The organism is Kitasatospora sp. NPDC048540, from assembly GCF_040651175.1.
GTDB lineage: Bacteria > Actinomycetota > Actinomycetes > Streptomycetales > Streptomycetaceae > Kitasatospora.
Map to the genome: position 1 here is coordinate 18,313 of NZ_JBEZIR010000055.1, position 18,991 is coordinate 37,303.

General features: G+C 71.6%; 12 protein-coding genes. 5 read left to right on the forward strand and 7 right to left on the reverse strand.

Translation table 11 applies throughout. From position 1 onward, the window contains the following. Positions 1 to 177: 177 nt before the first annotated feature. Entirely contained in the window at positions 178 to 636 is a 459-nt protein-coding gene (locus tag AB0D08_RS21845) for a hypothetical protein (protein ID WP_359890806.1), read from the reverse strand. Between the two features lie 2 nt (positions 637 to 638). After that, the gene (locus AB0D08_RS21850) at positions 639 to 6,095 is read right to left on the reverse strand and encodes a polymorphic toxin-type HINT domain-containing protein (protein ID WP_359890809.1); all 5,457 of its coding nucleotides are present in this window, start codon (positions 6,093 to 6,095) and stop codon (positions 639 to 641) included. Between AB0D08_RS21850 and AB0D08_RS21855 the strand changes: the two genes are divergently transcribed. Then, positions 6,070 to 7,758, forward strand: a complete 1,689-nt coding sequence (locus AB0D08_RS21855) for a LamG-like jellyroll fold domain-containing protein (RefSeq protein WP_359890811.1) — start codon at positions 6,070 to 6,072, stop codon at positions 7,756 to 7,758. The genes AB0D08_RS21850 and AB0D08_RS21855 overlap by 26 nt on opposite strands. Before the next feature lie 248 nt (positions 7,759 to 8,006). On the opposite strand, the gene AB0D08_RS21860 is transcribed toward AB0D08_RS21855, so the two are convergent. The 3 genes from AB0D08_RS21860 to moaA all read right to left on the reverse strand — a co-directional run bounded on the left by AB0D08_RS21860 (position 8,007) and on the right by moaA (position 11,278). Continuing rightward, positions 8,007 to 9,218, reverse strand: a complete 1,212-nt coding sequence (locus AB0D08_RS21860; protein ID WP_359890814.1) for an AI-2E family transporter — start codon at positions 9,216 to 9,218, stop codon at positions 8,007 to 8,009. 132 nt (positions 9,219 to 9,350) lie between these two features. Next, a complete protein-coding gene (locus AB0D08_RS21865; protein WP_033824758.1) occupies positions 9,351 to 10,103 on the reverse strand; it encodes an HNH endonuclease family protein in 753 nt (250 codons plus the stop codon). Positions 10,104 to 10,261: 158 nt separating this feature from the next. Then, positions 10,262 to 11,278: a GTP 3',8-cyclase MoaA gene (gene moaA, locus AB0D08_RS21870; RefSeq protein ID WP_033824759.1), complete on the reverse strand. Its 1,017-nt coding sequence runs from the start codon at positions 11,276 to 11,278 to the stop codon at positions 10,262 to 10,264. A 130-nt stretch (positions 11,279 to 11,408) separates the two neighbouring features. Between moaA and AB0D08_RS21875 the strand changes: the two genes are divergently transcribed. From AB0D08_RS21875 to AB0D08_RS21890, 4 genes are all read left to right on the forward strand, one after another. Beyond that, on the forward strand, positions 11,409 to 12,035 hold the full coding sequence (locus AB0D08_RS21875) for an NTP transferase domain-containing protein (RefSeq protein WP_359890817.1): 627 nt from the start codon (positions 11,409 to 11,411) through the stop codon (positions 12,033 to 12,035). Between the two features lie 178 nt (positions 12,036 to 12,213). Further along, positions 12,214 to 13,077 carry a hypothetical protein gene (locus AB0D08_RS21880; RefSeq protein ID WP_082527098.1) on the forward strand — a complete coding sequence of 288 codons (864 nt, stop codon included), beginning with the start codon at positions 12,214 to 12,216 and terminating at the stop codon, positions 13,075 to 13,077. Between the two features lie 197 nt (positions 13,078 to 13,274). Continuing rightward, the gene (locus tag AB0D08_RS21885) at positions 13,275 to 14,084 is read left to right on the forward strand and encodes a hypothetical protein (protein ID WP_233289343.1); all 810 of its coding nucleotides are present in this window, start codon (positions 13,275 to 13,277) and stop codon (positions 14,082 to 14,084) included. 254 nt (positions 14,085 to 14,338) lie between these two features. Next, a complete protein-coding gene (locus AB0D08_RS21890) occupies positions 14,339 to 15,406 on the forward strand; it encodes a DUF2637 domain-containing protein (RefSeq protein WP_033824760.1) in 1,068 nt (355 codons plus the stop codon). Positions 15,407 to 15,560: 154 nt separating this feature from the next. Here AB0D08_RS21890 and AB0D08_RS21895 read toward each other — a convergent pair whose 3' ends face one another. Both AB0D08_RS21895 and AB0D08_RS21900 read right to left on the reverse strand, forming a co-directional pair. Continuing rightward, positions 15,561 to 17,789 (reverse strand): SpoIIE family protein phosphatase, encoded by a 2,229-nt coding sequence (locus tag AB0D08_RS21895; RefSeq protein WP_082527100.1) that lies wholly within the window; start codon positions 17,787 to 17,789, stop codon positions 15,561 to 15,563. Positions 17,790 to 18,095: 306 nt separating this feature from the next. Next, positions 18,096 to 18,845: an ATP-binding protein gene (locus tag AB0D08_RS21900; protein WP_082527101.1), complete on the reverse strand. Its 750-nt coding sequence runs from the start codon at positions 18,843 to 18,845 to the stop codon at positions 18,096 to 18,098. Positions 18,846 to 18,991 lie beyond the last annotated feature (146 nt).

An 18,991-nucleotide genomic window follows, 5' to 3' on the forward strand; every position in this document is an offset into this window, starting at 1 on the left:
GCCGTCAACTACTGCCGTCAAACGCTCAGGGGCCCCATCGGAGACGCTTCCGATGGGGCCCCTGAGTTTCAGCTCAATAAAGTCCTTCGAGCCACTTTCGAGGATATCCGCGGAGCCAATTGAAGCACTCCACATGAGCCTCTAATTCTCGAAGATCACGACTCAGTCCGGCAGAGACTAAGCCGGGTCGATGACGATTGGCTCTCCCGAGTTCAAGTAGAGGACATATCCGGCTTCCTCATCCGAGAGATCGGAAACAGGACAAACCCCGAGTACCCATGTCGGCCGAGGCGTCCATCCGAAATCAGCGGGCGGATCGTACTGGTCGATGGCGACTACTTGAACCTCGGTTGGCGGGATTCCCAGCATGCAGGTTTCCCCAGCCGAAAGCTCGGACGGATCGGGCTCCACTCTCCACGGAGTATTGCGCCAATCCCAGTGGTCAGGATCGCGCGAGAATCCAACCGTTCCATCCCAACGATTCTTCGACTCGCCGTCGATCTCGCGCCACGGCCACTCAATGAAGACCCGAGTGGCGGTCACGGAAGATACATGCACGTCAAACGGCTCGGCGGAGAGGATCAGGCGATCGCCGCGGGCAAACCCTTCGGCGCTCTCATGTCTGACTCGCCTCATTGTTACCATCCTTCAGACCAGAAAAGCGAGAACGGCGATTTATCGGCATTCCCGCCGCGATATCCAGCGCCACCGAACACTAGGCCCTTTGAATCCAGGCGACCATAGCAAATATCCCAGCAGATATTTCGGGAAGTGCCTCCGTAGCCAACAATCTCATTTGGTCCGAGATTATCCAGGATAGTTTCCTCCGCATGTCCGCGACCCTGAACGAACTCTTCCCCTGGACGCAGGGTCCAGGTAGATGGCATCTCGCCCGGACCGTTGATGGCAATCCGGTTTACCCAGGTCTTCGTCTCGGTATTAAACACACCGATCACTGCGGTAGTGCCATGCTGATCCGCGTTCGGATAGTCATTCCGCTTACCCTGGAGTTCCTCAGCCCTGCCCCGTGCGCCGATCGCATCTACTTCGCTGGGGCCGCACTCATTATGCACAAGCACCGGCGTGGTGCCTGCGAGCACATAGTACGTGTGGTAGCTGGCGACAGTGAGGTTGTACATCGACTTGGTGCCGGGCACTGCGACCACTGAGGCGATCTGTGCCTGCTTGCCGTCAGCACTCTTGAGGCTGTGGCCTGCCACGAGTTCCGAGGCCGGCGTCCACGATCCCGTCGTCTCGTCCCAGAAGGGGTGTCGGGCGGTTGTGTGCAGAGTGACGTCGGTCCCCGCGACATCCTTGACCGTGACGTCGATCAGGTCTTCGTCCGAGTGGACCAGTTTTGCCGTGACGGGCTGAGCACCCTGGGTCCCGACGTCGTGCTGGTCCGCCGCCTCGACCTGGTCGCCGACGGACAGATCGCCGATCGGCTTCGCCGACCCATCCGCCATGAGGACCGGAGTGTCGGGGGTGAAGCTACAGGTGACCGGCTCCGGTTCATGGCCGCCTCCGCCTGCCCCTTCGCTCGGGCTCGACGGCTCGGCGGCGGGCTCGGCAGGTGGCGAGGGATCGGACGGAGGGTGGGGGTCGTCGCCCTTGGGCGTGGCGGGCTTGTCGGTCTTTCCGAGGCGCAGGGTGTCGTCGAACGTGTTCTCGGCGACAGCAGCGCTGTCCTCGGCCCCCTTGGTCAGAAGCCCCTTGACCTTGGACCCGATCTTGGCCGCGTAGCGTCGGGCAAATGCGCTGAGCCCACCTTCCACCTCGATCTCGGGACCGACCGCAAGGGTCGATGCATCTGCCAGGAACTTCCCCGCCTCGTACTGCGACGTGTTCTTCCTGGGTTTCAAATGCTTTGAAACCGACTCCGAGATAGCGGAGTTGATCTTCTTTTTGATCGGCGCGGCCCAGGGGAAGAGGACCTTGGCCGTGAGATTGTCGATCTCGAGGCCTTCGTCGATGAAGCCAGCAGCGGTGTCGTGGTAGTCACCCTGCGGTGGGAGTGCGTCCCCGCCACTCATGTCGAACCGGTTGGCGATCAGGCCAGTGGGGTCGCTGCCGGTGATGGGGTTGTTGGCGGCGTACGTGTAGCCGCCCATCTGGTCCGGGTCGCCGGCCTCGAAGACGGGGTCGACGGTGAGGAAGCGGCCGATGGCGGCGTCGTAGTTGCGGGCACCGAGAAGGCTGAGGCCAGTGGTGGTGTCGGTGGGTCGGCCGAGGTATCCGTGGTTGTCGGCCCAGGCGTTGGGCGGGGTGCCGCGGGGGTTGCCGTAAGGGTCGAAGCTGCGCCGGGTGATGGCGAGGGTGGTGCTGTCGACCTGGAGTTGGGCGGTGCCCTGAGTGCTGGTGGGCTGGTAGCTGATGGTGCCGTTGCTGGAGCGGACGATGGCGGTGCCGTCGGGTGAGGAGTAGTAGCGCTGCCCGGTGACGGCCTTGGTGGTGTTGTTGAGGGTGAGTTGTTCGGCGCCACCGAAGAGATAGAGGACGTTGGAGCCGGTGGTCGGCCCGCGCTGGACGAGGAGCCCGCCGTCGGCGTCGTAGACGTACTTGGTGGCGGTGCCGTTGGTGGTGACGGTGTCGGTGCGGCCTTCTTCGTTGTAGGTGAAGGCCTGGTTGCCGGTCTTGCTTCCGCTCGTGTCGCGGCTGGTGGTGTTTCCTGCGGTGTCGTAGTGGGGGGTGAGGGTGGTGGTGCCAGTGGTCGGGTTGGTGGTGGTGATGGCGGTGGCGGTGTTGGGCTGGGCCGCGACAGCGGTGCCCGCGCCGGGGTAGGTACTGGTCTGGGTGGTGTTCTTGGCGGGGTTGCCGGTGACGTCGTGCTGGACCTGCTGGGTGCGGTCGCCGAGCTGGTTGTACTGCCAGTCGATCCAGTACGGGGCGGGGCCGCCGATGGTGGCCGGCGTCGGCTGCGCGTTGACGCACTTGGCGAGCTGGCCGGCGGTGACCGCGGTGATGCCGCCGGTGTCACTCCAGGCAGTGGTCAGGCGGTTCTGGGCGTCGTAGCCGAAGCACTGGGTGTCCGTGGTGCGGTCGGTTCCGCCGCTGGACTGGGTGTCGGTGATGGTGGTGGGGTTGCCGGCCTGGTCGTAGCCGTAGGTGGTGTTGGAGATGGGGTTGGCGGTGTTGGTCTGGAGGGTGACCTTGTTGGTGGCGAGCCGGCCGGTGGCCTGGTCGTAGGTCCGGTTGGTACGCAACTGCTTGCCGGGCATGCCGACGGTGGTCTGCAGGACCTGGCCGAGCGGGCTGTAGGCAACGGGACCGGAGTACTTGGTGGAGTCGGATCCCGCGCCGATCAGCAGGCCCTGGGCGTTGTACCCGTACCCGACGGTCTCAGCCGGCAGACCTCCTTCGGTGCCGTAGGTGGTGGATCCGAGCCAGCCGACGTCCTGGGTGTAGTCGGTCTTGGCGGTGTAGCTCCCGGCGAGGTTGCCCTCGGCCGCCGGGATGGTGGTGGTGGTGCTGGTGGGCTGGTAGTTGGAGTTGTAGGAGTCGATCTTCTTGATGTAGGCGCTGCCGGTCTTCCCGCCGACGTACCGGGTGGAGCTGTCGGGTAGGCCCTTGTACTTCTGGTCGTAGGTCCACTCGGCGAGGAGCTTGGAGCTGTCGGTGGTGCTGGTCCCGGAGTATTCGCCGATCCGCCGGCCCGCCAGGTCGTAGCTGAAGGCGAGGCTCTGGTTGCGGGCGTCGGTGGTGGTGGCGGTGCGGCCGTACTGGTCGTAGGTGGTCCTGGACGAGCCGTTGTCGGGGTCGGTCTTGGACGTGAGCTGGCCCTGCAGGTCGTAGGTGTAGGACCAGGTGTTGCCGGCGCTGTCCTTGACAGTGTCGAGCTGGCTGCCAGGGGTGTACGTGTAAGTGGTGGTGATGTCGGCGGCGGGTGCGGCGTTAACGGTGTTGCTGGACCAGATCTTGACGTTGGCCGCGTCGTAGAGGGCGAGGTTGGCGTCGCCCTGGACCTTGAGGTAGCCGCCGGGGTGGGTTCCGGAGCTGCTGGACCACAGTTGGGTGGTGCCGTTGGTGTCGAGGACCACGAGGTTGCCGTCGGCCGTGACCTTTGCGCCGGCACCCGGGTGGCCCGCGGTACCGCTGGACCAGAGCACCTGGCCGCTGGCGATGCCGGTAAGGACCAGGTTTCCGTCGGCCTGCATCGACAGCCGGACGCTCTTGGAGAGCACGGACGTTCCGGGCGTGATCGTCGTCCCGCCAGCCAGCTGCCGGTCGGGGGTCGTGTCACGAGCGACGGTGGACGTGGTCCGCCCGAGCGCGTCCGTGTAGGTGGTGGTGGCGGTTCCCCCCGCGGGCGGAGTGGTGTCGACCCGGTCCGTGCCCTTGAAGGTGGTTGCGGACTGCCAGAGCACGTCCGCGAAGGAACGGAGCGAGCTGGTGACGGCACGGCCCTGGCCGTCGTAGCCGATCTGGGTGACCGACGGTCCGGTCTGGTTGGTCTCCGCCCACAGGGTGGTACCCGGCGTGGTCGTCGTGTCGACGTACGGAGCGATGCTGCGGACGTTCCAGCCGTGCGAGTCGTAGAAAGTGGATGAGATCAGCCGCCCGGCACCGTTGTCGGGTCGGGTCGACTGGCCCTGACGGGGCTGCAGGAAGCCGTCGTAGAGGGTGACGGCGGTGTTGTAGAGGCCGCCCTCGAGGAGGGTCTGCGTGGTGACAGTGGTCGGGTCGGGGTTGTCGCCCGCGCCGTGTACGGAGTAGCCGAACTTGCGGTCGGGGCTCTGGGTCGCCTTGTCCCGGCCCGGGGTCCACACCGCGAGACGGCGGCCCAGCGTGTCGTAGGTCGACTCGGTGACCTTGCCGTTGGCGTCGACCGCCTTCGTCACCAGCCCACGAGCCGGCGCAATGCTGCTGGTACCGGTCCAGCCCATCGGATTCGTGGTGGAGAACGACGTCGGCAGCGTCGACGTCGCTGGGGAGTACGACGTGAGGGTCGCCTGACCACCCACGTCCAGGCTCTTGATCACCCGGCCGTAGCCGTCGTAGGCCACCGCGCCGGTCGTCTGGAACTGCGGAGCGCCGGCGCCGTCGTAGCCCGTGATGATCTGGTTCGAGGTCACCAGGCCGAGCGTGGAGCCGTTCTGACCGAGCGTGCCGAGCGTTCCGGGGTTGGTGACGGTGCCGTCACCGTCGTAGAAGACGCGGTTGTGGTTGATCGTCGTGGTGCTGCCGGCCGCGGTGGAGCACGACCCGGCGACCGTGACGGTCTCGCTCGGGTAGCCGAGCATCATAGGATTGCCGACCGGAGCAGCCGCGTAGGAAGTGGTGGTGCAGGTCTCCTGCGAGGGGACTGCGAGGTCACCCCTGCTGTCGACCTGCGACACCCGCCCGAGTCCGTCGAATGTGGTGCGGTCCTGAGCGGTCCGCCAGGTGACGCCGTCCGACATCAGTCCGAGCGAGCGGGAGGACACGGCCTGGGTCCGGTGGACGGTCAGGTCCGGCAGGGTCGACAGGCGCGCCGGCGCCGGGGTCTCGGAGGTCCACGCGGTGCGCGGAAGATCGAGCACCGTCGCAACCAGGGGCTCGTCGATCAGGGACTTGCCGGTGACGGTTCCGCCGGCCTGGGTGTAGGAGGCAGCCTCCTGCGGTGTGCCCGCAAGCCATGAGCTGTCGGTGATCTGCTCCCCGAGCGAGTTGGCCGGCTTGACGCTACGCCGGGTCCCGTCGGCCTTGTAGTCGCCATCCATACCGCGCAGGTACGAGACCGTGCTCTGGGTGATCGGGTCCGGAGCGGTGCCGGCGGTCGTGGTGACGGTGCGGTAGCCGCGGAAGTCGTTCCAGGTGCGGTACTTGTCGTCGGTGAGCTCAGAGTCGTCACGGTGCCAGGCAGCGCCGCCGCTGTAGTCGTACTTGACGACCCGTGCGGGAGATCCGGCCTTCGTGCGGTCACTGGAAGTGATCTGAGTGACCAGGGTTTTGTTGAACCAGTCCGCAATGGGGTCCTTGGCTCCCGGAGTCGCCCAGTAGACCGGGTAGCAGGCCATGGTGTTGCTGTCTGCGGAGGCCGGCATGGTGCCCTTGGAACGCGAGCACTCGGGGTCGCGGTAGGTGACCGCGATGGATGCGCCGGTCTCGGTCCCCAATGACGGCAGCACGCTGATCAACGGGGAAGCCGGCGTCCCGGGGCACTTCACCAACGGCGGCTACAGCAACATCAAGAACGTCGGCAGCTGCCCCGCCAAGGGCTCCGACGGCACCTGGAACCGTGTCACCCAGATCCTCGCCACCGGTGCCCTCGCCCAGCCCAACACCCCCAGTGACCTCATCACCGTCGACAACAAGGAGCTCTGGTACTACCCCGGCACCTTCCGCGACGGCTGCTACCTCGGCACCGGTGTCAGGATCGGCACCGGCGACTGGTCCAACACCACCCTGATCGCTCCCGGAACCGTCGCCGGAGCACCCACCCTGTGGGCCCGTGACAACTCCGCCGGAGCCATCACCAGCTACCCCCTCACCTTCACCAACGGCACGCCCACCACCACCATCACCGCCCCTGCCGCCTCCACTCTGGTCTCCGGCGTCCGCAACGCCGCCGGGCAGACCATGTGTCTGGACGGCACCAACAGCGGAACCGCGAACGGCACCGCCATCCAGCTGTGGGACTGCAACGGCACCGGCGCCCAGCAGGTCACCTTCGGCACCGACAAGACCGTCCGCATCAACGGAAAGTGTCTGGACGTCAGCAACTCCGGCACCACCGACGGCACCACCGTGCAGGTCTGGGACTGCAACGGCACCGCTGCCCAGCAGTGGGAACCGGGCCCCACCCCCGGCACCCTGAAGAACACCAACTCCGGCCGGTGCCTCGACGACCCCTTCGCCTCCAACACCCCCGGCAACAAGCTCGTCATCTGGGGCTGCAACAGCGACGGCAACCAGAAGTGGACCACCACCGCCGACAGCACCACCCAGCCCATCCCACAGAACATCCTGGCCATCGGCGGCGGCAACCGGACCACCACCATCTCCTCCCCCGGTGACATCGACGCCGACACCTACCCCGACCTCTACACCACCACCGGCGGCGAGATCACCCGCTACCCCGGCACCCGGCCCACCGCCGGCCTCGCCCGATTCGGTGCCGCCGTCCCCATGGGCGCCGTCCACCAGCCCAGCGACCGCTGGACACTCACCGACACCACCGACAGCGTCCGGCCCGCCAACAACCTCACCCTCACCGGGGCCGCCACCATCAGCACCGGCCGGACCAGCAAGGCCCTCAACCTCGACGGCAACAGCCCGTCAACGGCCAAGACCACCGGCCCGGTGCTCGACACCACCCAGAGCTACACCATCTCCGCCTGGGCCTACCTCACCAACACCAACGGCTACGCCACCGTCGTCGGCCAGTCCGGCACCAACCTCAGTGCCTTCTACCTCCAGTACTCGACGGCCTACGGCGCCTGGACCTTCATCAGCCCCGACAGCGACACCGCCGGTCCCGGCTTCTCCACCCCCGCAGCCGCCCCGAGTCCGCCCGAGCTCAACAAGTGGACCCACCTGGTCGCCACCTACGACATCACCAGCAAGGCCATGAGGCTCTACGTCAACGGCACCCTCGTCGCCACCGGCAGCAACCCCAGCCCCTGGAACTCGACCGGTCCTCTCACCATCGGTAGCGCCAAGACCGGCGACTACTTCCCCGGCCAGATCAGCGACGTCCAGACCTGGAACACCGCCCTCACCCCCGCCACCATCGCCACCCTGGACACCGACCGGCCCAACTTCACCCAGCTCGGCTGACCAACACCCGCTTCCTGCCGACAGCGGCCCTGTCGTCCCACCGCGGACGGCAGGGCCGCTGTGCTGCTCCCCCGTACCGGGCTCAGGGCAGGGAGCGTCTCCTCCTCGGAGTCGTATGCCCTCGCGTCGCAGATCCGCCACTCCACCGAAGGCATGCTCTCCAGCCCCGTACCACCCGCTCCCTTCCCACTTGCTCCCCCGCGCCGAGGGAGCTCGGGAACGAACGCCATCCATCAGGCTGCGCGCCGTCACGAGGACTGTCCGGCGCCCCGGTCCGCGGCACCGGTCGGCTCCTCGCCGCTCCGCAGTTCCCTGGTGACCGCCCAGACCACGGAGACCGCCGGGACAGCGACCACCGCGCCGATCACCCCGGCGGCGATGCTGCCGCACAGGACCGAGGCGGCCACCACCACCGGGTGCAGGTTGACCGCCCAGCTCATCACGAGCGGGTGCAGCAGGTGCCCCTCGATCTGGCCGATCACCACGATCAGCGCCAGCACCACCAGCGCGATCACCGGCCCCCGGGAGGCGAGCGCGACGATCGACGCGACGGCCATCGCGATCGGCGAGCCGACCAGCGGGATGAAGGAGGCGAAGAACTCCAGCAGGGTCAGCGGCAGCGCGAGCGGGACGCGGAGCAGGAAGAGCGCGATGCCGACCAGGATCGCGTTGGTCCCGGCCACGATGACGATGCCGCGGGTGTACCCGGCGAACGTCCGCCAGGCGGTGCGCCCGGCCCGGTGGTACGGGTCGCGGGCGCCCTCCGGGAGCTGACCGCTGGTCCACAGCCACATCCGGTCGCCGGAGTGGAGCATGAACACGGTGGTGAACAGCGCGAGCGCGGCCCCGGTCGCGACCTCGGCCACCCGCCCGGCGCCGCTCAGGGCGCTGCTGATCAGGGTGGACCGGTGCTCCGAGACGTAGGTGGTGACCTTGCCGCGCAGGTCGTCGAAGACCTTGGGGTCGACGTGGAACGGGTTGCCCGCCAGGAAGCGTTCGAGCCGGTCCACGCCTCCGGTGAACTCCTCGCCGAGGCTGGACGCCTCCATCGCCACGGTCTCCCCGATCAGGGCCAGCAGCCCGGCGATCACCAGCACCGCCCCGACCAGCCCGAGCAGTACCGCCGCCGACCTGGGCATCCGCCGGGCGAGCAGGTCGACCAACGGGCGCAGCACCGAGGTGATCACCAGCGCCAGGAAGAAGGCCAGCGTGACCAGGTGGAACTTCCCGAGCACCATCAGGATCAGGTATCCGGCCGCGGCGACCACCAGCAGCCGCCAGGCGTAGTCGGACAGGTGCCGCAGGGCCCGCCCGGCGTACGGACCCGGCCCCTGGTTCGCGGTGGCGCGCCGTCGCGTCGCAGGTCGGTCGCCACGGCCGGATGTGTCGCCGCGTCCGGATCGGTCGCTGCGTCCGGGTCGGTGGCCGCGGCCCGGCCGGACCGGGTGCTGGTAGGACATCAGTCCTGCATACCGGCGTCCGGCCGGGGCGGGCGGCTCCCGCGCCGGGAAGCGGCCCGGGTCAGCCCGACCGGGTCAGCCCGACCGGGTCAGCCCGACCGGCTCAGGGCCGGGGGCGACGGCCGCGGGCGGTCAGCCGCCGCACTGCGCCAACATGGCCTTCTTGTCGGCGGGCGTCACCGGCAGCTGGTACTTGAGCGAGACCTGGGCGAACCGCACCACGTACGAGCAGCGGATCTCGGTGTTGGCGGGCAGCCAGGCGGCCGGGCCGGAGTCGCCCTTCGAGGCGTTCTGCGAGCCGTCCGCCGGGATCAGGTTGAGCGGGTCGTTGGCGATCTGGACCCGCTTGCCCTTGTCCCACTTGGCGGCGCCCTGCTGCCAGTCGTAGGACAGCGGCATCACGTGGTCGATCTGGATCTTCGACGCCTGCTGCTTGGTGAACGTCACCAGCTTGCCGGTGTAGGGGTCGTAGATGGTCATCCCGGTGACCACGCAGGCGGAGCCGTCCTTGTGCTCGACCTTGGTGCCGTCGCGGCCGAGCAGGTCGTCGCGGGTGGAGCAGCTGTTGTGACCGAGCGGGACGCCGTCCACGTTGTCCGTCCAGGCCGGGCCGAACTGGTCGCGGTCGTAGCCGGTCTTCGGGCCGGGCTCGGCGGTCTTCACCTGGGCGATCAGGTCGCGGGCGGCCTTGCGGTCCTGGTCGGATGTGATCGCGGCGAGGCCGGGCCTGGTGCCGTCCGGGTTCTGCAGCGGGTTGGTGCCGCGGGCCCGGGCGGACGCGGCGTCGGAGGAGGAGGTGGCGGGCCCGCCGGTGCAGCCGGCCAGGGCGAGGGCGGGGAGCAGGAGGACGGTGGCGGCGGACAGGGCGGGGCGGCGGGCGCGCACGGGTTCTCCCCCGTTGGAGTGAGGCTGACGGCGCACCAGGAGACCAGGGCCGCTCTCGCCGGGTCAAGTCGGCGCTGCGGGGCTCGCCGGGAGCGGGTCGAAGCTCACACCGGGCGTACGGGCCGCCGCCGGGCCGCCGCCGGGCGGGCCCGGGGCGCTCAGCCGCCGATCGCCGACATCGGCCGCTCGGGCCGGACGAAGTCGGCGGAGCCGATGGCGTGCCCGGGGCCCTTGCGGGCGATGGTGTTCCGCCAGGCCGACTCGACGGCCGCGTCGTCGGCGCCGCCGCGCAGCAGCGCCCGCAGGTCGGACTCCTCGGTGGCGAACAGGCAGTTGCGCAGCTGGCCGTCGGCGGTGAGCCGGACCCGGTCGCAGCCGCCGCAGAACGGCCGGGTGACGGAGGCGATCACGCCGATCACGGTGTCGGTCCCGGCGATCCGCCACTCCTCCGCGGGGGCGTTGCCGTGCCGGCCGACCGGCACCAGGGACCAGCGGCGGCCGAGGACCTCCAGGATCTCGTCGGCGGTGACCATGGTGGCGCGGTCCCAGGCGCCCTGGGCGTCCAGCGGCATCGACTCGATGAACCGCATCCGGTAGCCGTGCCCGGCGGCGAACTCGACCAGGTCGAGGATCTCGTCGTCGTTGGTCCCGCGCACCGGCACCGCGTTGATCTTCACCGGGTCCAGTCCGGCGGCCCGGGCGGCGGCCAGCCCGGCGAACACGTCGGCGATCCGGTCGCGGCGGGTGATCGCCGCGTACCGTTCGGGCCGCAGGGTGTCCAGGCTGACGTTGACCCGGCCGAGGCCGGCCGCGGCGAGTTCGGCGGCGGTGCGGGCCAGGCCGATGCCGTTCGTGGTGAGCGAGAGCTCGGCGCCGAGCGCGGTCAGCCGGGCGACCAGGCCGGGCAGGCCCCGGCGCAGCAGTGGTTCGCCGCCGGTGAGGCGGATGGTGCGGATGCCGAGGCGGTCCACGGCGATCCCGACCAGCCGGGCGATCTCGTCGTCGGTGAGCACCTCGGCCTTGGGCAGCCAGTTCAGGCCCTCGGCGGGCATGCAGTAGGTGCAGCGCAGGTTGCACCGGTCCGTGAGGGAGACCCGCAGGTCGGTGTGGATCCGCCCGAAGCGGTCGACCAGGGGGGAGGGTGCGCCGTGCCCGTGCGCTGTACGTGGTGCCATCGACCCAGTACAGGGGGCGCGGGGCCGCAGATCCAGCGGCTGAAACGCCGGGCCGGGCCGCCGCCCCGCCCCCGCCCGTCGTGTGATCGTCCAACTGTCCGGCGTTGACCTGGGAGGACAGACTGTGGACATGGCAGCTCCCCCCGCCCATGGGGCACCCTCCGTCCCCGTCCCCGCGCTGATCCTGGCAGCCGGCGGCGGCCGGCGGCTCGGCGGCCGTCCCAAGGCGCTGATCCGCTACCGCGGCCGGCCGCTGGTCGAGCACGCCCTAGCGGTGGCCCGGGCCGGCGGCTGCGGTCCGGCGGTGGTGGTGCTCGGCGCGGCGGCCGCCGAGGTCCGGGCCGCGGCCGAGCTCGGCGGCTGCCGGGCCGTCGACAATCCCGACTGGGCCACCGGCATGGGTTCCTCGCTGCGGACCGGCCTGGCCGCCCTGCCGCCCGGCGCACCGGCCGCGCTGGTGCTGCTGGTGGACACCCCCGGCGTCACCCCGGCCGCGGTGGCCCGGCTGCTGGCGGCGCACGCCGCCGGGGCGCAGCTGGCCGCCGCCGGGTACGCGGGCGTACGCGGGCACCCGGTACTGATCGGGGCGCCTCACTTCGCCGAGGCGAGTGCCGGTGCGGTCGGCGACGCGGGCGCGCGGGCGCTGCTCGCGGCGCACCCCGGGGAGCTACTGCTGGTCGAGTGCGGTGACATCGCGACCCCGGAGGACCTCGACACCCCGGCGGACCTGGCCCGCTGGACGGGCCGGGCCGACTGACCGTCAGCCGTCCCGCGGCCCGGCGGTGGCGGTTGTACGACGGCGCGGGGCCCTCCTCCCACGGCGGGACCTCGCCCCCGAACTGTCCCGGAGGATTGCCGCATTCCGCGTCCTAACCTGCGCGAATGGGCGAGGATGGGAGGAATAGCCGCCCAGCCGACGGAACGGGGTGCCAGCCATGGCCGCAGTGCCGCTGCCCGACGACTTCAGCGAGCCGGCCCGGTTCGGGTCCAACCCGCCCTCGGGCGCGAGCGCCATCCGCTGCCCCGCCTGCCGCCGGGAGCACCTGTACGAGCCGCCGAGCCTGCCCTGCCCGTGCGGGGCCCAGCTGCGGGTCCCGCTGCTGCGCGGCGGGGTGCCGGTGCAGGTCCGGTTCCGGTCCTGGGAGGACTCCTGGCTGAGCATGCGCTGCCCGCACTGCGGCCGCAGCGACCAGTGGCCGCAGCCCGAGTTCACCTGCAACTGCGGTGCCACGGTCCGGCTGCCGGTCGACCGGGCGCCCCGGCTGCAGAGCACCGGGCTGCCCGGTGCACCGGCCGCGGCCGGCCCGCAGGGCAGCCGGCCCGCGGCCGCCCGGCCGTACACCACGGCGGTGCCCTCGGACCCGGTCGAGCCGACCGGGCCGCCGAGCGGGCACGGGCAGCGGCTGATGCGCCCGCCGTTCCGGCCGCAGCCGGTGCACACCTCGCAGGACGCGGTGCTGACGGCCGCACGCTACCTGCAGTGGCTTGGCTTCGACGATCTCGAACTGACGGAAAGTCAGGACCGCGACGCGGTCACGCTGTTGGGCGGTCACATGGTCGCCAGGGTGGACACCTGGGCGGAGCCGGCCGATGTGAAGGCGGTGGAGTGCCTGTGGCTCGAGACGCTGCACGCGGAGCAGGTGGCGGCCGCGATGTTCACCACCGCGGGCTACTCGCGGCAGGCGATGGTGCGCGGTGAGCAGTTGCTGGTCGCCCTGTTCACCCTGGACGCGGCCGGGATCCCGCAGGCGGCGAACGGCGCGGCCGAGGCGCTGATGGAGACCGGCTGGACCTCCTGACCTGCACGCCTCGGGCCGGTCCCGGGCTCCGGGCCGTCCACCGGCGGCCGGCGCGGGCAGTTGACGGACCGCCGGGTTCCGGATCCCGTCGCGCTCGTGATCTGGTGCACAAGCTCACCCCCGTGTTGAATTGCGGCCACAGCGGGCCCGCTTGCCGAGAATCCCGCTTGCCGGATGGCGCACACAAGGAGGTGGCGTTGTCGGAGCACGGAACGGCCCCGGGGGGGACGGCGGGCGCGGTGTGGCGGCTGCGGTCGCGCGGCTGCTGGCAGGAGGCCGCCGAACTGCTCAGACCGGGCGCCGCCCACGACCCGGCCGCGGCCCTGCACCGCGCCGAACTCCTCATCGAACAGAGCCTGTTCACCGCTGACCACTGGGAGCCGGCCGAGGACGCGCTGCGGCTGGCGGAGGCCCGGGTGGCCGGTACCGAGCAGCGCGCCGCCGCATCCTGCGCCCGTGGCTTCCTCGCCTACGTGGCCAGTGTGCTGGGTCCGCGCGACCGGCTGGACGAGGCGCAGGCCGCGCTCGGCCGGGCCTCGGCGATGCTGCCGCCCGCCTCGCCGCGCCGCCCGCTGCTGGACTTCCGGCGCGGACTCGTCGCCGAGAACCTGCTGCGCGACCCGGGGGCGGCCTGGATCGCGTACCGGAGGGCGCACGACGGCGCCGCCGAGCACGGGGACCGGCTGCTGCACTCGTACACCTGGCAGCACCTGGCGTCGCTGGCGCTGGCCGGCGGGGACCGCGAACGGGCCCGGGAGGGTTTCCGGGCCTCGCTGCGGCTGCGCGAGGAACTCGGCTTCACGGTCGGGGTGGCGCCGGTCCTGGCCGCGCTGGCCGACGCCTCGGACGGGACCGAGGCGGCCCGGCTGCGCGCCGAGGCGGCCCGGCTGGTCCAGGCACTCGGCGGGGTACCGGTGTGGCTCGCGCGCCGGTTGCGTGCGCTGCCCGCGCCGGGCGCTTCCGCCGACGGGCGCATCGACCGGCCGGTGCCCGACGGGATCGGCTGAGCCGGCCGGGATCCGGTCCCGGGGGCGTCGGCGCCCGGGGCCGGGAGGCCCGCCGCCCGGCCCGCCCGGGGCCCCGGCGGGCCAAATTCCGTTTCGAACACCTTCGCCGGGATACATTCTGACGATATTTCGATCCCGCGTTCGGAATTCCCTCTCCCCGGTGTATTGACGGCAAACCAGTCATTCCCTCCGCATTTCTCCGCCATGATGGTCCCCGCCCATCACTAGGCAGGAAAGCGAGGCTGGTTCAGGTCATGAGACTGTCGGACATACCGCTGGGCTGGGCCGTCGCAGGGGTGGCCACCCTGGTGGTCACCGCCATCCTGGTGGCCGTCGCCCGGACCCGGGCCGCCGCGGCAGCGGCGAGCAGCTCGGATTCCTGGGAGCGCAGCGAGGAGCGCCGACGGCGCAAGGAATCGATGTACGGCGGCGCCTCGTACGTCCTGCTGTTCTGCTGCGCGGCCGTCGCGGCGGCGCTGTCCTTCCACGGCCTGGTCGGCTTCGGCGTGCAGAACCTCAACCTCTCCGGCGGCTGGGAGTACCTGGTGCCGTTCGGTCTGGACGGCGCGGCGATGTTCTGCTCGGTGCTCGCCGTGCGCGAGGCCAGCCACGGGGACGCGGCGCTGGGGTCCCGGCTGCTGGTCTGGCTGTTCGCCGGCGCCTCGGCCTGGTTCAACTGGGTCCACGCGCCAAGGGGGTTCGGCCATGCCGGGGCGCCGCAGTTCTTCGCCGGGATGTCGCTGTCGGCCGCCGTGCTCTTCGACCGGGCGCTGAAGCAGACCCGGGTGGCGGCGCTGCGCGAGCAGGGCCTGGTGCCCCGTCCGCTGCCGCAGATCCGGATCGTGCGCTGGCTGCGCGCACCGCTGGAGACGTACGCCGCCTGGTCGTTGATGCTGCTCGAGGGCGTGCGGACGCTGGACGAGGCGGTCGAGGAGGTCCGCGACGACAAGCGCCAGGCCTCGGTCAACCGCGAGCAGCGCCGGATGGCGCAGCGCCGTGAGCGGGCCGAGATCCGGGCGATCGGCCGGACCAACGGCGGGGTCTGGCGGCAGCGGGCGGCGCCGCGTCAGCTGGAGCACCATCTGGAGCACCAGTTGGAGGCCGGATCGGAGCCTGCCATAGCCGACGTCACCGAGCAGGACCAGGTCCTCGCCGCCCCGGCGGTCGAGGGGCGGGCCACCCAGCCCGGGCTGCCGGCCCGGCCGGCCCGCGGCACGGACCGCAGCAGCGTCGACCTGACGCCGGAGGAGGACACCCTGGCCATCCCCCGGCTGGACTCGCTGGAGCAGAAGTTGAAGGACCTGGAGCAGCAGTTCGGCTGAGGCCTGTCCCCGGCTCCCCGGGGACGGGCTCTCCGGGGACGGGCTCCCCGGACTGGGTCGGGCGGGTCACCGGAGCGGTCCTCCGGTGACCCGCCCGACCGCGTACCGCCCGACCGCGTACCGCCCCGCGTACGGCGGCGCCGGGTGCGGGCCGTCAGCCCTCGGGTCCGGTGGCTGGCCCGGCGTCCGCCGAGAGTTCGAACCACATCCGCTTGCCGGAGCCGCGCGGCTCGACGCCCCAGCCGTCCGCGAGCGCCTCGACCAGCATCAGGCCGCGGCCCGAGGAGGCCTGTTCGCCCGGGGTGCGGCGGGTCGGCCAGAGGTCGGACTCGTCCTCCACCTCGACCCGCAGCCGGGCGCCGCTGCCGGGCTCCCGGTAGAGCCGCGCGGTGAACATCGCGTCCCGGTCGGTGTGCCGGATCGCGTTGGTGACCAGCTCGGAGGAGAGCAGCTCGGCGGTGTCGATCAGGTCGGGCACGCCCCAGCGGCGCAGCGCGTCCCGCAGCTCGCCGCGCAGCTCGGCGATCCGGGCCAGGTCGGCCTGGCCGATCCGGCGGCGCAGCTGCTGGGCGGCCAGGCCGCCGGCGGGGCCGTCCCAGCGCAGCAGCAGGAGCGCTATGTCGTCCTCGCGTTCGCTGGAGTCGGCGGCCTGGGAGGCGATCCGGTCGGCGAGGTCCTCCAGCGGTTCGCGGGCGGCCTCGTCGATGCCGGGGAGCCGGCCGGAGATCGCCCGGCAGAGCCGGTCGAAGCCGGTGTCCAGGTCCATCCCTCGGGCCTCGACCAGGCCGTCGGTGCAGAGCACCACGGTCTCGCCCGGGTCGAGGCTGAACCGGGTGACCCGGTACTCCTCGTCGGGGGAGATGCCGAGCGGCAGCCCGCCGGCGACCGGGACGAGGTGGGCGGAGCCGTCCGCCCGGCGGACCACCGGGTCGAGGTGGCCCGCCCGTACGGCGTAGACCACGCCGTAGTCGACGTTGACCTCGGCGTAGGTGCAGGTGGCGAAGTGGTCGGTGTCCAGGTCGGCGAGGAACCGGGAGGCCCGTGCCATCACGGCGGCCGGCGGGTGGCCCTCGGCGGCGTACGCGCGCAGCGCGATCCGCAGCTGGCCCATGATGCCGGCGGCGTGCACGTCGTGGCCCTGGACGTCGCCGATCACCAGGCCGACGTGGCCGCCGGGCAGCGGGACGACGTCGTACCAGTCGCCGCCGATCTGCAGGCCCGAGCCGGCCGCCAGGTAGCGGACGGCGGTGGTCACCCCGGGGACGGCGGGGACGGTTCGCGGCAGCATCACCCGCTGGAGGCCCGCGGCGAGCTCGTGCTCGGCGTCGTGCAGCCGGGCCCGGGCCAGCGACTGGGCGACCAGGCCGCCCAGGGTGGACAGCAGGGTCCGCTCGTCGGTGTCCAGCTCGCGGTCGTCGTCGAAGCTGACCACGCAGACGCCGATCGCCCGGCCGCTGGCCACCAGCGGCAGGAAGGCCCAGGCGCTGCGGCCGGTGCCGCTGGCCCAGTCCCAGGCGTCGGGGTAGCGCTCCCGGTACTCGGTGCCGCTGGCGATGAAGATCGGCGCGCGGGTGCGGACCGCCTCGGCGAGCGGGTGCGCGGGGGCCAGCGGGGAGCGGTCGTACAGGGCGACGTCCTCCTCCCGGTAGCCGCTGGCACCCAGGATGGCCAGCCGGCCGGCCTCCATCGCGGCCAGCACCAGGCCGTCCGGCGGCAGGCCGGGCAGCGGCAGCTCGGTGAAGACCCGGGCCACGTCACGGACGGTGACGGCTTCGGCCAGCGCCCGGGCGGCCTCCTTGATGAAGCGCGAACGCTCCTCGCGCAGCGCGGCCAGCTCGCCGGCCCGCTCGCGCTTGTGCAGTTCGACGGTGGCGTCCCAGACGAAGCCGACCATCCGGGAGGGCCGCCCGAAGGCGTCCGCCAGCACCCGGCCGCGGAAGCGGACCGCGTGCAGCTCACCGCTGGGGAACAGGGTCCGGTAGTAGGCGCCGCACTGGCCGAGCTCGGCGACGGCCCGCTCGACCCGGCGGCGCACCACCGGTGCGTCCTCCGGGTGCAGCATGGCCAGGAAGGCGGCGGCGCTGCGGTCGAAGCGGTCGGCGTCCAGGCCGAGGATGGCGCAGGCCCGCGGGTCCGCCTCCAGCACGTCGTGCCGGATGTCCCAGTCGAAGGAGCCGATGCCGTTGGCGGCCATCGCCGGTTCGAGCCAGTCCGGCGTGGAGTCGCCGGTGCGGGTGGGCAGGCCGCGGGAGACCGCCGGGCCGATCCGGCTCATCGGCATGCCGGAAGCGCTGCGCAGCGGGTTGACCGCGGCAATGCTCCTGGTGGCCTGGGCCGGGGGGACGCGCCGGGCGGACCCGGGCGGCTCGGGCTCTGTGGCCATGCTTCTCCTGCCGCTGCCGGGGCATGCGGTCCGGTCGGGTCGGACGGACTGCGTTAGCCGTGGGATTGGTCTGGCTGGTGTGCCTGCTGTGTCACGGTGACCGGTCGAGGCGCTTTTCTCCCCGCCGTCCCGGACACACATTCTCACTAGCCTCTCGTATGTTCGGCAAGGCGGCAATGCCGACGAACCATCCGGGGGACAATCGTGGACGATCCGAGTGACCTCGCGGCGCGGCGGGCCGCCTCCGGGGCCGCCATCGGCTCCCGGCCACGGCCCGGCCACGGCCCGGGACCGGGCCGGGCCGGCTCAGGCCGCGTCGGCCCCGGCCGGGCCGAGCTCGAACCAGGTGACCTTCCCCTCGCCCCGCAGCTGGACGCCCCAGGCGTCGGCCAGCGAGTCCACCAGCATCAGCCCGCGACCGGAGGTGGCCCACTCCTCGGGGACCCGGCGGCCGGGCAGCCGGGTGGTGCAGTCCTGCACCTCGATCCGCAGCCGCTGCCCGGCCGTGAGCACCGCCTCCAGCACGGCCCCCTTGGTGGTGTGCAGCAGGGCGTTGGTCACCAGCTCCGAGGTGAGCAGCTCGGCGGTGTCCGCGAGCTCGGGCACGCCCCAGTGGCCGAGCGCGGCCCGGAGCCGGTGCCGGATCGCCCCGACCGCGACCAGGTCCGCCGGGGCGAAGGCCGCGTGCAGCCGGTGGTGCAGCACGCAGCCCGGCTCGTACGCGGGTGCGCCCTCGCGGTCGGGTGTGCCGTCGTCGTGGGGCGAGCCCTCGTCGGGCGTGCTCTCGTCGTCATGTGCGTGGCCGCGGTCGTGGTCGTGGTCGTATCGGTCCTGGTGGCCGTGGTCGTGCTGCTCGGGCTGGTCCGGCAGCCCGGGCCCGTCGGGCAGTCCGGCCCGGCCGGGCCCGGGGCCGTGGCGCGGGCCGGGTGCCGGGGCCGGGATCCGGGCGGGGCCGTCGGCGGAGGACGCGCCGCCACGGGGAAGCCTGCCGCCGGGGGTGACCGGGCCACTGCCCGAGGCCGAGCGCTGTCGCGGAAACCTTGCCTGTCCATCCATTACGTACGCCCCCGCCCTTCTCCTGACGGCCGCGCCGAGTCCCCCAGCGGCGACGTCCGCTTGCCGACCATCCTCCTGCCCACTCTCGGGGGATGGCAACAGTGCATCCGCGTCCACCTGGGGTGAAGCGGGGCTCGGGGGCGGGC

Coding starts and splice junctions, on each gene's coding strand:
- AB0D08_RS21845 (WP_359890806.1), bottom strand. CDS start 636: ATGAGGCGAGTCAGACATGAGAGCGCCGAAGGGTTTGCCCGCGGCGAT.
- AB0D08_RS21855 (WP_359890811.1), top strand. CDS start 6,070: ATGGATGCGCCGGTCTCGGTCCCCAATGACGGCAGCACGCTGATCAAC.
- AB0D08_RS21860 (WP_359890814.1), bottom strand. CDS start 9,218: ATGTCCTACCAGCACCCGGTCCGGCCGGGCCGCGGCCACCGACCCGGA.
- moaA (WP_033824759.1), bottom strand. CDS start 11,278: ATGGCACCACGTACAGCGCACGGGCACGGCGCACCCTCCCCCCTGGTC.
- AB0D08_RS21875 (WP_359890817.1), top strand. CDS start 11,409: ATGGCAGCTCCCCCCGCCCATGGGGCACCCTCCGTCCCCGTCCCCGCG.
- AB0D08_RS21880 (WP_082527098.1), top strand. CDS start 12,214: ATGGCCGCAGTGCCGCTGCCCGACGACTTCAGCGAGCCGGCCCGGTTC.
- AB0D08_RS21890 (WP_033824760.1), top strand. CDS start 14,339: ATGAGACTGTCGGACATACCGCTGGGCTGGGCCGTCGCAGGGGTGGCC.
- AB0D08_RS21895 (WP_082527100.1), bottom strand. CDS start 17,789: ATGGCCACAGAGCCCGAGCCGCCCGGGTCCGCCCGGCGCGTCCCCCCG.
- AB0D08_RS21900 (WP_082527101.1), bottom strand. CDS start 18,845: ATGGATGGACAGGCAAGGTTTCCGCGACAGCGCTCGGCCTCGGGCAGT.